Source organism: Kribbella sp. NBC_00482 (assembly GCF_036013725.1).
Taxonomy (GTDB): Bacteria; Actinomycetota; Actinomycetes; order Propionibacteriales; family Kribbellaceae; genus Kribbella.
The window spans coordinates 5,319,185-5,333,685 of record NZ_CP107881.1 but is presented as its reverse complement, the minus strand read 5'-3'; the positions used below and the strand labels follow the sequence as shown (position 1 = coordinate 5,333,685).

Sequence of the window (14,501 nt, the reverse complement as noted above, 5' to 3'; positions counted from 1 at the left end):
ATCCGAAGAGTGCCACTCTGGAGTGGTGAACCGAGTTCTGGTCGTGTCCGCGACGGTGTGCCTACTCGCGGCCGGATGTACGTCGGAGCACGCGATGGTCACCGTCGACCAGGCGGTGACGCTCGCCGACCAGCAGGTCCATCTGAAGGTGACCGGAGCCCCGGCGCGCAAGCCCGTCGACGTCGGCGCGGAAGCCGTCGACCGGGACGGCAAGAAGTGGCGCAGCCAGGTGACGTTCACCGCCGACGACCACGGCACTGTCGACCTCGACACGGACAGGCCCGTGAGCGGGAGCTACCACGACGTCGACGGTATGGGCCTGTTCTGGTCGATGAACCCACCGGACGGGAACCCGGACGAGCAGTCCTACATGCCGCCGTCCGCGGACGGCAGCCCGGTCGAGCACCTCGAGATCTCGGTCAGCCGCGACGGGAAGCAGTTGGCGAGTACGACGCTCACTCGGCAATGGATGTCTTCCGGCGTGACGACCACGCCGCTCACTATGGCCAAGGACAAGCTCACCGGGTCGTATGTCGCACCGAAGACGGATGGCGCGAAGCATCCCGCCGTACTGTACTTCGGCGGCTCTGAAGGCGGCATGCCGCCGCAGTCGGTCGCGGACCTGCTCGCATCGCACGGCTACCCGGTACTCACGGTTGCGTACTTCCACGCGCCGGGGGTGCCGGAGGACCTGCGCAACGTCCCGGTCGAGTACTTCGCAACGGCGGCTCGTTGGCTCGACCAACAACCCGGCGTCGATCCGGCGCGCGTCGTCGTCATGAGTGCGTCGTTCGGCACCGAGGCTGCGCTGCTGGTGGCTGACCACTTCCCGGCACTCATCCATGGAGTCGTGCTGTTCGCTCCGGGAGCATCGGGCACGGCCTCGTTCCCGCATCCAGGCGCCAGGGCGTGGACCTACCAGGGGCGGCCAGTGGGACCCGAACCGATCCCGGTCGACGGCGTGAACGGACCGGTGCTGGCAGTGGCCGGGTCCGCCGACACGTCGTGGGCCTCCCAACAGGGTGCCGAGCAGATCATGCTGGAGCTCGACGACGCGCACGACAAGTTCCCGCACGAGGCCGTGATCGTCACCGGCGCCGGCCACGGCGTCGGCGGAGCGCCGTACCTCCCGCGTGGGACGAAGATCGATCACCCGATCGTCGGCCCGTACGAACTCGGCGGCAGCCGCCTCGCCAACGAGTCGGCTCTACGCCAGGGCTGGGCGAAGACCCTGGCTCTGCTCGCCTCCCTGCCTTAGCTGAACGGGAAGAGGGGCTGCCACTCGGCGAGGGTCGCGATCTCGTAGACGTCGGCCGGCGTGTACGGGTCCTTGGCGAGGATGTCGCGGAGCTCGGCCTCGTCGGCGACGTCGTACACGAGCAGCGCGCCGGTCTGGTCGGCGAACGGTCCGGCGGCGACGAGCTTGCCGTCGGCCTTCAGCGCGGTCAGGTACTCGCGGTGCGCCGGGCGGACCTCCATCCGCTCGTCGGTCCGGGCGAGGTCGAAGCGCAACTGCACGACAAATTGGGCCATGCCCAGAACTCTACCGTGCGCTTGGAAAGCGTTGGAAACAAGGAGATTTGGTGCGGGAAAGGGAGTCACGAGCCGCCACAGCGGCTGGTTCAGGTCAGACCCGAAAGTCGACGGTGATCTCCCTTCCCGCCCGGATATTCTCACCAGCCGAAGGGGTCCAACGCAAGGGGTTGGTTAAGAGAAATTCCTACAGACAGTTGATTGAGATAACGCTTCGTGATCGAACCCCCGGCCGAGTCGATGAGAGCACCGATGCACTCGTACAGTCCGTCACGCCGGCCCGTTGTCAAGGCCCGATGACCCGAATACGAGGACAGAAGTTCGACGTACTCGGCCGTCGATAGGCTCGCCCTCACGCTAACCGCCCGCTTTGAGAAGCCACCAACCATTTCGCGGGCCGATTCGTGGTCGGTGGCTTCTCAAAGTTGGGGTCGGAGTCAGCCGAGGGTGGCTCGGCCTGCCTCTAGGCGGGCTACTGGGATGCGGAACGGGGAGCAGGAGACGTAGTCGAGGCCGACCTCGTGGAAGAAGTGGATGCTGTCCGGGTCGCCGCCGTGCTCGCCGCACACGCCGAGCTTCAGATCCGGCTTGGTCGCCCGCCCGCGGTCCACGCCGGTGCGCACCAGCGCGCCGACGCCCTCCCGGTCGATCGACTCGAACGGCGACACCGCGAAGATGCCCTTCTCCAGGTACCGCGAGAAGAACGCGCCCTCGACGTCGTCACGGCTGAAGCCCCACGTGGTCTGGGTCAGGTCGTTGGTGCCGAACGAGAAGAAGTCGGCCGCCTCCGCGATCTGGTCCGCGATCACCGCGGCCCGCGGCAGCTCGATCATCGTGCCGATCGGGATGTCGGTACCGCCCGGGTAGTCGGCGAGCACGCGTTCCACCTCGTCGCGGGCCAGGTGCAACTCCTGTACGGCGCCGACCAGCGGGATCATGATCTCCGGCTGCGGGTCCTTGCCCTGGGCCCGCAACTCGGCGGTCGCCGACGCGATCGCGCGGACCTGCATCGCGAACAGGCCGGGGATCACCAGCCCGAGCCGCACACCGCGCAGGCCGAGCATCGGGTTCTGCTCGTGCAGCCGCTCGACCGCCGCGAGCAGGGCCGTGTCGTGCCCCGGCTCCTCGCCGCGTTCGCGCGCCAGCGCGACCTTCACCGCAAGCTCCTCCATCGACGGCAGGAACTCGTGCAGCGGCGGGTCGATCAGCCGGATCGTCACCGGCAGCCCGTCCATCGCACCCAGCAGTTCCAGGAAGTCCCCGCGCTGCAAGGGTTCCAGCTCCGCCAGCGCGGACTCGCGATCCGCGTCGTTGTCCGCGAGGATCAGCCGCTCGACGGATTCGCGCCGCTCCCCCAGGAACATGTGCTCGGTCCGGCACAGCCCGATCCCGGCTGCCCCGAACCGCCGCGCCCGCGCCGCGTCGTCCGCGGTGTCCGCATTGCTCCGTACGCCGAGCCGCCGTACGTCGTCCGCGTGGGTGATCAACCGGTGCACCGACGCGACGAGCTCGTCGCCCGCGTCCGGGGCCAGCGTGCCCTCGAAGTACTGCACGACCGGGGACGGTACAACCGGGACCTCGCCGCGGAACACCTCACCCGTGGTGCCGTCGATCGAGATCAGCTCGCCGGCCTCGAGGACAGCGCCGTTCACCTTGATGGTGCCCTGGGCAACGTTCACGTCGAGCTCCTCGGCGCCGCAGACACAGGTCTTTCCCATGCCGCGCGCGACCACGGCCGCGTGCGAGGTCTTGCCGCCGCGGCTGGTCAGGATGCCCTGCGCCGCGATCATGCCGTGCAGGTCGTCGGGGTTGGTCTCGCGCCGGACCAGGATGACCTTCTCACCGCGCTCCGCCGCCTCGACCGCGGCCGCCGACGTGAACACGACCTTGCCCGACGCCGCACCCGGCGACGCGCCGATCGCCTTCGTGATCAGGTCCGTCGCGGCATCCGCGTCGAACCGCGGGAACATCAGCTGCGCGAGCTGCGCGCCCTTCACCCGCTGGAGCGCCTCGTCGGTATCGATCACGCCCTCGTCGACCAGGCTGGTCGCGATCCGGAACGCCGCCGCCGCGGTCCGCTTGCCGACGCGGGTCTGCAGCATCCACAGCTTGCCGCGCTCGACGGTGAACTCGATGTCGCACAGGTCGCGGTAGTGGCCTTCGAGCTTGGCCATGATCTCCATCAGGTCGTCGTACGACGCCTTGTCGATCTGCTCGAGGTCGGCGAGCGGGACGGTGTTGCGGATGCCCGCGACGACGTCCTCGCCCTGGGCGTTCTGCAGGTAGTCGCCGTACACGCCGGGCTGGCCGGTCGACGGGTCGCGGGTGAACGCGACGCCGGTGCCGGAGTCCATGCCGAGGTTGCCGAACACCATCGAGCAGATGTTCACCGCCGTGCCGAGGTCGGTGGGGATGCGCTCCTGGCGGCGGTAGAGGATCGCGCGGTCCGAGTTCCAGGAGCGGAACACGGCCTCGGTCGCAAGGTCCATCTGGGTCCGCGGGTCCTGCGGGAACTCGCGGCCGGTGTGATCGTGCACGGCCTGCTTGAACGTCTCGACGAGGCTCTTCAGGTCGGCGGCGTCCAGATCGAGGTCGTTGCTGGTGCCCTTCGCCTGCTTGGCCTGTTCGATGGCGTCCTCGAACACGTCGCCTTCCATGCCCAGCACGGTCTTGCCGAACATCTGGATCAGCCGGCGGTACGCGTCCCAGGCGAACCGGGGGTTGCCGGAGTGGTGCGCGAGCCCGTTCACCGAGTCGTCGTTGAGGCCGACGTTCAGGACCGTCTCCATCATGCCGGGCATCGAGACGGCTGCGCCGGAGCGGACCGAGACCAGCAGCGGGTCGTCGGCTTGGCCGAGCTTCTTGCCCATCTTCTGCTCGAGCAGCGCGACGTGGTGGTCGATCTCGTCGGCCAGGTCGGCCGGGACCGCGCCGGTCTCCAGGTACGCGCGGCACGCGTCCGCGGTGATGGTGAATCCGGGTGGCACCGGCAGTCCGAGGTTGGTCATCTCGGCCAGGTTCGCTCCCTTGCCGCCGAGGAGCTGCTTCATATCCCTGTTGCCTTCGGCGAAGTCGTAGACGAGTTTCGGCACGGTCACTCCCTGGGTTGCAGGCGGGTGCAGTAGCAGACGCGGGCCAGTGTTGGATTTTCTGGGGCCCGCTGGCCCTTCGACTCCGGCGGCGGGGGCGTACTTTCAGAGTAAGCCCAAAAACCAGTCCAGTTGAACACTGGTCTCACGATGCTGACGTGACCCTCCCCACAGGTCGAAGGCCGGAAAACCCTTCCCTCATTGACAACGCGAGACATTCGGCGTCTTCACCGATGAAACCTCCAAGGCGGACGCTGTGGCGGTTTCGTCGGTGGTAGGCGGTGATCGGGCTAGAGTCTGCGGGGTGCGTATCGTCTCGCTGCTCCCGTCGGCGACCGAGATCAGTTTCGCGCTCGGGGGTGGGGAGGATGTGGTCGGAGTCACTTTCGAGTGCGACTTTCCGGCGGCCGCGCGGACCCGGCGGATCGTGTCGACCACCGCGCTTCCCGAGGGTCTGACACCGGGTGAGATCGACGCGGCTGTACGTCGGATGGTCGCGGCTGGGGAGGACCTTTATCACCTGGACGCGGGTGCCTTACGCGAGCTCGATCCGGATGTGGTGATCACCCAGGATCTGTGCGCGGTCTGTGCGATCGACGTGACGGATGTCGACGAGGCGCTCGACTACCTGGGGTGCCGGGCGGAGGTGGTGAGCACCGATCCGCACACCCTGACCGAGGTACTCGCATCAATCGAAACCGTCGGAAAGGCCATCGGCCGAGATGCCACTCAGTTGGTGGAGAGCCTTCGGCCACGTCTGGGGACACGGGCCGGTAGGGGTGTGCGGCTCGCGTTGTTGGAGTGGACGGATCCGCCGTTTGCGCCGGGGCATTGGTTGCCGGAGATGGTGACGGTGGCGGGTGGGGTGAATGTGCTGGGTGCGGCCGGGGAACGGTCGACGGCGATCAACTGGCGACAGGTCGCGGCCGCAGAACCTGAGGTGGTCGTGTCGGCGCCGTGTGGATTCGGGCTTGATGGGGCTGCCGAGTTGACGGAGCTTCTGATGGGTGAGCTGCCGGCGGACATTCCGGTGTGGGCAGTGGACGCCAACGGGTACTTCGCGCGGCCGGGACCTCGGCTGGTGGACGGTGTCGAGGTGCTGGCTGCCATCCTCCAGGGCGAGGCCCCGGACCCGGCGATCGCGCGGCGCCTGCGGTAGTGGCGTTGGTCTCGCCGTACGCCGAACCACGGGCGGCGCGCGTAGGCTCGACCGTGCCGACGGTTCGCGTGGTCATGCAGGACGTGGCTTCGCGAGGCAAGAGGGAACCCGGTGGGAATCCGGGACTGCCCCGCAGCGGTGAACGGGAACGACCGCCGTCACGAGCACTGGATCAACGTCCGGGAAGCGACGGCCAGTAGGCCCACCGGTCTCGACCGGTCTGCCCGTGAGTCCGAAGACCTGCCGCCGGCCCGCACACCCGACCCGGGTGCGCGGGGGATCGGTGGTCTCGTGGGAGGACCCGCCCGGACGCACGGCGTACCCGTGGTCCTTGCGTTTCCCGTGAGCGATCCGCCGATCCATCGGCACGCTCGCGAGGAGAGAGACGTGAACACCAGCACCACTGTCCTGGGCTACCCCCGGATCGGCCCCGGCCGCGAACTCAAGCGCGCGCTGGAGCAGTACTGGTCCGACGGCGACGCACCGAAACTCGAAACGACAGCCCGCCGGCTCCGCGCGGAGACCTGGCTCGACCTGAAGTCTCGCGGCCTCGGCACCATCCCCGGCAACACCTTCTCGTACTACGACCAGATGCTCGACCACGTCCAGCTGTTCGGCGTCGCCCCGGACCGCTTCCACGGTCTCGACGACCTCGACCAGTACTTCGCGATGGCTCGTGGCCGCGACGGGGTCGCCCCGCTCGAGCTGACCAAGTGGTTCGACACGAACTACCACTACCTGGTGCCCGAGCTCGACCGCGGGACCCGCTTCACCCTGAACCCGGCCAAGATCCTGACCGAACTGGCCGAAGCCCGCGAGCACGACATCAACCTCCGCCCGGTCCTGATCGGCCCACTCACCTTCCTGCTGCTCTCGAAGTCCAACGACGTCCAGCCGCTGACTTTGCTGGACCAGCTCGTCGACGTGTACGCCGAGTTGCTCGCCCAACTGGACACCGATTGGGTACAGCTCGACGAACCCGCGCTGGTCCAGGACCGCACCCCGGCGGAGCTCGACGCTCTGCATCGCGCGTACACCAAGCTCGCCGCGCTGACCGACCGGCCGCGTCTGCTGGTCGCGACGTACTTCGGCGACCCCGGTCCGGCGCTACCCGTGCTGACCTCGACCGGTGTCGACGGACTGGCCCTCGATCTTGTCTCCTCCCCTGGCCTCATCGATCAGATCGCCGAACTGCGGTCACTCCGCGACAAGACGGTCGTAGCCGGTGTGGTCGACGGTCGGAACGTCTGGCGAACCGCGCTGGGTGACGCGCTCGCCACCTGCGCCGCCCTCGCCGGTTCCGTCGGCCGACTGGAGGTCTCGACGTCCTGCTCGCTCCTCCATGTCCCGTACGACGTCGAGGTCGAGGACGACCTGGATCCACGGGTCCGCGCGCGGCTCGCCTTCGCCCGTCAGAAGGTGGACGAGGTCGTCCTGCTCGGCCGCGCGTTGAGCGAGGAGGCTTGCGTCGTCGTGGATGCCGCCAACCCGGCAGGCGGTCCGCTCAAGGAGTCCGACCTGGCCCGGGAGCAGGCCGTCCGCGACCGGGTTGCCTCGATCCGGCCCGAGGACCGACAGCGTCCGTCGTACGACGATCGCCGTACCGCGCAGGAATCGCTCGAGCTGCCGGCGCTCACCACCACGACGATCGGCTCGTTCCCGCAGACCGCGGAGATCCGCCGTACCCGGGCCGACCTCAGAGCGGGCCGGATCGACCAGACGGCGCACGACGAGCGGATGCAGGCCGAGATCGCGGAGGTCATCGCGTTGCAGGAGGAGATCGGGCTGGACGTGCTCGTCCACGGCGAGCCCGAGCGCAACGACATGGTGCAGTACTTCGCCGAGCAGCTGGACGGATTCGCGACCACGAAGCACGGCTGGGTGCAGTCGTACGGCAGCCGCTGCGTCCGGCCGCCGATCCTGTACGGCGACGTGTCGCGGCCCGCTCCGATGACGGTGCGGTGGTCGTCGTACGCGCAGTCGCTGACCGCGCGGCCGGTGAAGGGCATGCTGACCGGGCCGGTGACGATCCTGGCCTGGTCGTTCGTGCGCGACGACCAGCCGCTGCAGGTGACGGCGGATCAGGTCGCGCTGGCGCTCCGGGACGAGGTCGCCGATCTCGTCGCGGCCGGCGTTCGGATCATCCAGGTGGACGAACCCGCGCTCCGCGAACTGCTGCCGCTGCGCAACGCCGCGCAGAAGGCGTACCTGGACTGGTCGGTCGGCGCGTTCCGGCTTGCGACGGGTGGGGCGCCCGCTGCGGTTCAGGTGCACACGCATCTGTGCTACTCGGAGTTCGGTGCGGTCATCTCGGGGATCGACGGTCTGGATGCCGACGTCACCACGATCGAGGCGGCGCGCTCGCGGATGGAGGTGCTGGCGGATCTCGCCGGCGTCGGCTTCCGGCGCGGGGTCGGCCCTGGGGTGTACGACATCCACTCACCCCGAGTCCCGACCGTCGAAGAACTCACCGCCCTGATCCAAGCAGCCCTCGCCACCACGCCCGCCGACCAGCTCTGGATCAACCCCGACTGCGGCCTGAAAACCCGCACCTACGCAGAGGTCGAACCCGCCCTACGCAACCTCACCACAGCAACCCAACAACTCCGCGCAACGCTCTAACTGGGGATAGGCGATGGGGACCTGGGACATGCATTTGCATGTCCCAGGTCTCCAAGGGGTATTCCCGGTTCGGCCTACAGCTTGCGGCGGGTGCGGAGGTAGTCGCCAACGACGGCTGCGCCTAGGCCGTCGGCGTCGGGGGCCAGGACTCGGCCGCCGCTGCGGCGGGCCAGCAGGTCGACGAACGCGTTCAGGCGCGGATCGTCACCCAGCCGGAAGACGGTCAGCGAGGCGCCGAGCTTGGCCAGGCGGTCGACCTCGAAGATCGTCTTGCGGAGGGTGGCCGCCTCGGGTGGGTACGAGAACTCGGCTGTGCCGTCAGGCTCCAGGTGAGCGGTCGGTTCCCCGTCCGTCACCATCAGCACGACCGGCTGCGCGTCCGGGTGCCGTCGCAGATGACGCCCCGCGAGGAGCAGCGCGTGGTGCGCGTTCGTGCCCTGCTCCCAGGTGCCTTCCATCCCGATCAGTTGGGGTAGCTCGACAACTCCGGCGTACCGGCCGAACGTGATCAGCTGCAACGCGTCGTTCCGGTACCGCGTCGAGATGAGTTGATGCAACGCGAGCGCCGTCCGCTTCATCGGCAGCCAGCGACCCTCTTGCACCATCGACCACGACGTGTCGACCAGTAACGCCACCGCGGCCCGAGCCCGATGCTCGGTCTCCGCGATCTCCACGTCCGCCACATCAAGCTTGACGGACCCATCGAGCGTCGCACTCCGCAGTACGGCGTTCCGCACCGTCCGCGGCACGTCCCACGGCTGGGTGTCCCCGAACTCCCACTTACGTGTCGATCCACTCAGCTCACCGGCCGCGCCCGCGTTGGCCGCGTCCCGTTCACCAGATCCCCGAGCAGTCCGCAGTACGTCGGCCAACGCTGTCTGACCGAGCTGACGCAACGCCTTCGGCGACAACCGCAGCGAACCGTCGGGCGCCCGCTCGATCAGACCCTGATCGCGCAGCTGCCGCTCCAGCTCACTCAGCCGCCGCGCGTCGACTGTCGCCTCGTCACCCAGCTGACGGGTGAGCGCCTCGAGATCGATGTCCTCGAGCCGCGCCCCCGGATACGACTGCGCCAACTGCTCCGCAAGCGCATCCAGTTCCGCGAGATCGGACATCGCCTGAGCACCCTCGGCGAGACCGAGCGGATCGTCGCCACGCATCTGCTCCGAGGAGTACCAGTCCTCCCCCGGCCGCAGCGACTGCAGCTGAGAGTCCAGCTGCGCCAACTGCTGCGCGAGTTGCGGACTGCCGAACGCCTGCTGCGAAAGCTCCGCCAGCTCGGCGCGCTGTTCGGGCGTCATCGAGTTCATCATCCGTTGCGCGGCGGCCGCCCGCTGTGCGAGTACGTCGATCAGCTCGTCGACGGTCCGCGGATTCTCCGGGAAGAACTCGCCGTGGTTGGCCATGAACTCCTCGAAGAGCTCGGGCACCTCCGGCCGGCCTTGCGCGTGGGCCGCCAGCAGGGCGTTCAGGTCGGCCAGCATCTCGTTGATCGCCTCGACGTCCTCAGGCGTGGTCTGCTGCAGCGCCTCCTTCATGCCCTCGAACCGTGAACCGAGCAGCTCCCGCCCGAGCAGTTCGCGGATCTCCTGGTACTTTTCCCGGGCCTCCGACGACTCCCACTGGTAGTTCGCCAGCTCCCGTACGGCGGCCGCCGTACCGGAGGGAAGCGCGTCGAGCTCCGCCTCCTTGAACCGCGCGTCGTCGGACGGATTCGGGAACAGCTCGCGCCGCTCCGCTTCCAGCGCCTCGTTCAGCAACCGCTGGACGTCCCGCAGCGTGCCGTCGAGGTTGTGCCGCCGCTCGATCTCGCGGCGGCGCTCCCACAACCGGCGGCTCAGGTCGTCCAGGCCCTGGGTGTTCCGCGTCCCGCGTCGGAGCAGTTCCTCCAGCGCGGACCGCGGCGACGACCCGTTCATCACGTCCCGGCCGATCTCGTCCAGCGCATCCCGCAGATCCGCCGGCGCCTTCAGAGGATCCGGCCCGTCGTGCCACGGCCCGTAGGACCAGCCTTCCGGTATCGATGCCGACGACATGTCAGGCCCCGTAGACCGTGGTGTCGTCGTCGGCGTCCTTCGCTACGCGTTTGGACAGGTACAGCATCTCGAGGGCGAGTTCGATCGCGGCGGCGATCCGGCCGGACGAGTCGTCCGGTTCGACACCGGCGCGGGCGGCGACGTCGTGCAGCACAGGAAGCTCCGGCAACGCGGCCAGCACGTCCCGGCCGGGCACCCGCTCCCCCGTCGTCACAAGGTTGCCGTTGGCAACAGCGTGCGCGAGCGGGGTGAGGTCGAGACCGGCGAACCGCTCGCGTGCGGTGTCGGCCACCGACCGGCGCAGCAGGTACTCGAGCAGTTCGATCTCGCGCCCCTCCTCACCCGGCTCGAACTCGAGCTTGCCCCGCAGTACGGCGGGAACCGCCTCGAGGTCCACCGGGCGGGCCACCGCGGGCTCCTCGCCCGTGATCGCCGAACGGCGCAGCGCCGCGGCGGCGATCGTCTCGGCCGCGGCGACCGCGAACCGGGCGGACACCCCGGACCGCTGGTCGATCGACGTCGACTCGCGCAGGTGCCGGACGAACCGGGCCAGCACCTCCAGCAACGGCTCGCCGACCTCGGCGGTGAACTCGGCCTCCTGCCGGATCACGTCCACCTCGGCGTCGATGTCGAGCGGGTAGTGGGTCCGGACCTCGGCGCCGAAGCGGTCCTTCAGCGGCGTGATGATCCGGCCTCGGTTGGTGTAGTCCTCGGGGTTGGCCGTTGCCACCAGCAACACGTCGAGCGGCAGCCGCAGCGTGTACCCGCGGACCTGAATGTCGCGCTCCTCCATCACGTTCAGCAGCGCGACCTGGATGCGCTCGGCGAGGTCGGGCAGCTCGTTGATCGCGACGATGCCGCGGTGCGCCCGCGGGACGAGTCCGAAGTGGATGGTCTCCGGGTCGCCGAGACTGCGGCCCTCGGCAACCTTCACCGGGTCCACGTCACCGATCAGGTCACCGACCGAGGTATCGGGGGTGGCGAGCTTCTCGGCGTACCGCAGATCGCGGTGCAGCCAAGCGACCGGCAGGTCGTCGCCGAGTTCGGCGGCGCGGCGGCGGGAGGCCGGCGTGATCGGGTCGAGCGGGTGTTCAGGGAGCTCCGCGCCCTCGATCACCGGGGTCCATTCGTCGAGCAGACCGACCAGGGTGCGCAGCAGGCGCGTCTTGCCCTGACCGCGCTCACCGAGCAGTACGACGTCGTGCCCGGCGATCAGGGCGCGCTCGAGTTGCGGGATCACCGTGCGGCCGAAGCCGACGATGCCGGGCCAGGGATCGCGCCCGGCCCGGAGCTGTTTCAGCAGGTTGTCACGGATCTCGGCCTTGATCGACCGAGGAAGATACCCGGCGGCCCGGAGGTCACCGGCTTTACGAGGGAGTTCAGCAGGTGCACTAGTCACCCTGACGACGTTAGCTCGCTCACCCCAAAGCGCACCTCCCATATCTCAAAAAGCGCAGCTCTCTCAACGCCTGGGCGTGACACGTCCCGAGGTGAACACATGCGTCGGAGTGAACGTGACCGGAACCCACGGGTGCGCCGGCGACTCGCGAGTGACGAAATGGTTGCCGTCGGCCGGTCCCGCCGGGCGCAGCTCGTACTCGTGCACCGGGTCCTCCGAGAACAGCAGCCGGTCGCCCGTCGCGGAATAGACCATTACCAGCTCGTCGTCACGCTTCGCGACGTCGAGCCGGACGCTGGCGCGTTCGTACACCCCGGCGTGACGGTCGTCGACCGGTACGTCGATCGGCTGCGGCGCGGGCGGATGCGTGACACCGGCGTACTCCGTGAACACCTCCGAGGCGAGCGGCTCGAAGAGGCGGGTGCCGTTGCCGGAGTTGGTCAGCAGGCACATGATCAGCCGCGCCTCCGGATCGATCCGCAGGAAGGCGAGCTGGGAGATCGTCGACCCGTCGTGACCGAACAGGCGGCGGCCGCCCCAGTCGTAGATCCGCCAGGTCAGGCCGAGGTCGACGAAGCCGCCGATACCGGCCGCGAACGGGACCTGCGGCTCCTGCATGGCGGCGTACCGCTCGTCGGTCAGGTGCACCCGGGCGAACTCGAGCAGGTCACCGGCGCTCGCGCTGATCGTCCCGGCGGGGCCGATGCTGCGCGGGAGCTGCCACGTCTTCACCCGCGAACCGTCCGCCGCCAGATGACCGACCGCCGCGCGCTCCAGGATCGCCTCTTCCGGCAGGGTGACGGTGTGGGTCAGGCCGAGCGGCTCGACCAGACGGGCCTTCAGCGATTGGTCCCAGGTCCCGCCGTCGAGGATCTCGATCAGGCGGCCGAGCAGCATGAATCCGGCATTGCAGTACGAGTACGCCGTACCGGGCTCGAAGAGCTGGTCCACGTCCGCGAGCAGGGCGACGTACCGCTGCAGGCAGTCGTCGCCGCGACCGGTGTCGGTGAACAGATCACCGTCGATGCCACTGGTATGGGTCAGCAGGTGACGGACCGTGATCCGCGGGTCGACAGGTGCCTCGGGCAACAACTTGACGATCGGGTCGTCCAGCCGCAACCGGTCCTCGGCGGCGAGCTGGACGATCATCGACGCGGTCCACGGCTTGCTGATCGAGCCGATCTGGAACAGCGAGTCGGCGGTCGTCTCGACCCCGGTCGTGCGGTTCAGGACGCCGTACGGCGCGATCGTCGTCTCGCCGTCGTCCCAGATCCCGAGCACCGCACCGGTGACCTCGGCCGCCACCGCCAACTCGCTCAACCGCGCAGACCACTCAGGCATGCAGCCAACCTACTTCGTGAACCCTTCTAGGGCGGCACGGATATCGGTCCAGGCGGCCGACTCCTCCAGGCCCTGCTCGTGCAGGATCTTCGTGGCGATGCCGGCCTGGTCCCGGTAGAACGCGAGCAGCAGGTGCTCGGTGCCGACGTAGTTGTGGCCCAGTGTCACCGCCTCGCCGACCGCTCCTTGCAGAACGTGCGCCGCGCGGCGGGTGTACGGCGGGTTGTCGGCGTCGAGGCTCTTCGGCTGGTCGCTCGGCTGCCCCGCCGGGCTCTGGACGTCGACCGCCGTGCGCACCGAGTCCTCGGTGATGCCGTGCTGGACGAGGACCTTGGCCGCGATCGCGCCGGGTTCCTTGTACATCGCGAGCAGCAGGTGCTCGGTGCCGACGAAATCGTGGTTGCGGTCGCGGGCGATGTCGCCGGCCGCCTGGACGACGGCACGGGCCCGCTGGGTGTAGCGCTCGAACGCCGGGCGGGACGTCCACGAGTCGGCGAAGCGTTTGTGGGCGGCCTGTTTGCTGACGCCGAGCACGGTGCTGATCTCGACCCAGGACTTCCCCGCGCCGCGGGCCCGGTCGACGAAGAAGCCGAGGGCGGCGTCGCTGGTGGCGGTCAGTTCGTTGATCGTCGCCGCCGCGGTCCCGAGCTGCTCGAGCTCGTCGTCGCTGCCGGCGTCGGCCTTGATCGTGTTGATGAGCTGCTGGAGATCAGGTCCGGGAGTCATGTCGTCAACCCTAGGTTGACAAACCTTGGTCGTCAACCCTGGGTTGACGACGGCGCCGGGTCTAGGGTTTGGGGCGTGCAGGGGATACCGGATGTCATCGGTGGCGGGTTGCGGGTGTTGTTCTGCGGGATCAATCCCGGGCTGATGTCGGCGGAGACCGGGCATCACTTCGCCCGGCCGGGGAACCGGTTCTGGCCGGCGCTGCACCAGAGCGGGTTCACGCCCCGCCGGCTCCAGCCGGTCGAGCAGCAGGAGTTGCTGACCTACCGGCTCGGGATCACCAACGTGGTCGACCGGCCGTCGGCGAAGGCCGCGGAATTGTCGCGGGCCGAGTTCGTGGCGGGTGGCGAGAACCTGGTGAAGAAGGTGCTCGACGTCCAGCCCGAGTGGCTGGCGGTCCTCGGCGTCACGGCGTACCGCGACGCCTTCGCGGAACGTACGGCGGCGGTGGGCAAGCAGGAGCGGACGATCGGCGCCACCCGGGTCTGGGTCTTGCCGAATCCGAGTGGCCTGAATGCCCACTACACCCTGCCGAAACTGGCCGCGGCGTTCGCCGAACTCCGCTTGACCGCCAGTTAATTCACGTTTCTTCAACG

Annotated in this window: 10 protein-coding genes and 1 riboswitch; of the genes, 4 read left to right on the top strand and 6 right to left on the bottom strand. The window is 68.7% G+C overall.

Going from position 1 to position 14,501, the window contains the following annotated elements; all coding sequences use genetic code 11:
* The first annotated feature begins 25 nt into the window (after nucleotides 1-25).
* Nucleotides 26-1,258: an acyl-CoA thioesterase/bile acid-CoA:amino acid N-acyltransferase family protein gene (locus OHB24_RS26075; protein WP_327633466.1), complete on the top strand. Its 1,233-nt coding sequence runs from the start codon at nucleotides 26-28 to the stop codon at nucleotides 1,256-1,258.
* On the opposite strand, the gene OHB24_RS26070 is transcribed toward OHB24_RS26075, so the two are convergent.
* Nucleotides 1,255-1,533 carry a YciI family protein gene (locus OHB24_RS26070; RefSeq protein ID WP_327633465.1) on the bottom strand — a complete coding sequence of 93 codons (279 nt, stop codon included), beginning with the start codon at nucleotides 1,531-1,533 and terminating at the stop codon, nucleotides 1,255-1,257. The two genes, OHB24_RS26075 and OHB24_RS26070, sit on opposite strands and share 4 nt — an antisense overlap.
* A gap of 437 nt (nucleotides 1,534-1,970) precedes the next feature.
* Nucleotides 1,971-4,625 (bottom strand): pyruvate, phosphate dikinase, encoded by a 2,655-nt coding sequence (ppdK, locus tag OHB24_RS26065; protein ID WP_327633464.1) that lies wholly within the window; start codon nucleotides 4,623-4,625, stop codon nucleotides 1,971-1,973.
* Between the two features lie 301 nt (nucleotides 4,626-4,926).
* Between ppdK and OHB24_RS26060 the strand changes: the two genes are divergently transcribed.
* Nucleotides 4,927-5,781: a cobalamin-binding protein gene (locus OHB24_RS26060; RefSeq protein WP_327633463.1), complete on the top strand. Its 855-nt coding sequence runs from the start codon at nucleotides 4,927-4,929 to the stop codon at nucleotides 5,779-5,781.
* A 43-nt stretch (nucleotides 5,782-5,824) separates the two neighbouring features.
* Nucleotides 5,825-6,043: riboswitch (cobalamin riboswitch) on the top strand.
* 125 nt (nucleotides 6,044-6,168) lie between these two features.
* On the top strand, nucleotides 6,169-8,403 hold the full coding sequence (gene metE / locus OHB24_RS26055; RefSeq protein ID WP_327633462.1) for a 5-methyltetrahydropteroyltriglutamate--homocysteine S-methyltransferase: 2,235 nt from the start codon (nucleotides 6,169-6,171) through the stop codon (nucleotides 8,401-8,403).
* 74 nt (nucleotides 8,404-8,477) lie between these two features.
* Here metE and OHB24_RS26050 read toward each other — a convergent pair whose 3' ends face one another.
* From OHB24_RS26050 to OHB24_RS26035, 4 genes are all read right to left on the bottom strand, one after another.
* Nucleotides 8,478-10,439 (bottom strand): vWA domain-containing protein, encoded by a 1,962-nt coding sequence (locus OHB24_RS26050; RefSeq protein ID WP_327633461.1) that lies wholly within the window; start codon nucleotides 10,437-10,439, stop codon nucleotides 8,478-8,480.
* Nucleotide 10,440: 1 nt separating this feature from the next.
* Entirely contained in the window at nucleotides 10,441-11,838 is a 1,398-nt protein-coding gene (locus OHB24_RS26045; protein ID WP_327633460.1) for an ATP-binding protein, read from the bottom strand.
* A gap of 63 nt (nucleotides 11,839-11,901) precedes the next feature.
* Entirely contained in the window at nucleotides 11,902-13,179 is a 1,278-nt protein-coding gene (locus OHB24_RS26040; protein ID WP_327633459.1) for a serine hydrolase domain-containing protein, read from the bottom strand.
* A 9-nt stretch (nucleotides 13,180-13,188) separates the two neighbouring features.
* On the bottom strand, nucleotides 13,189-13,905 hold the full coding sequence (locus tag OHB24_RS26035; protein ID WP_327633458.1) for a Clp protease N-terminal domain-containing protein: 717 nt from the start codon (nucleotides 13,903-13,905) through the stop codon (nucleotides 13,189-13,191).
* Nucleotides 13,906-13,980: 75 nt separating this feature from the next.
* Here OHB24_RS26035 and mug point away from each other — a divergent pair, with 75 nt between their 5' ends.
* Complete coding sequence (gene mug / locus OHB24_RS26030) at nucleotides 13,981-14,484, top strand: G/U mismatch-specific DNA glycosylase (RefSeq protein ID WP_327633457.1); 504 nt, start codon at nucleotides 13,981-13,983, stop codon at nucleotides 14,482-14,484.
* Nucleotides 14,485-14,501: the final 17 nt, after the last annotated feature.

Coding starts and splice junctions, on each gene's coding strand:
- OHB24_RS26070 (WP_327633465.1), bottom strand. CDS start 1,533: ATGGCCCAATTTGTCGTGCAGTTGCGCTTCGACCTCGCCCGGACCGAC.
- OHB24_RS26050 (WP_327633461.1), bottom strand. CDS start 10,439: ATGTCGTCGGCATCGATACCGGAAGGCTGGTCCTACGGGCCGTGGCAC.
- OHB24_RS26040 (WP_327633459.1), bottom strand. CDS start 13,179: ATGCCTGAGTGGTCTGCGCGGTTGAGCGAGTTGGCGGTGGCGGCCGAG.
- OHB24_RS26035 (WP_327633458.1), bottom strand. CDS start 13,905: ATGACTCCCGGACCTGATCTCCAGCAGCTCATCAACACGATCAAGGCC.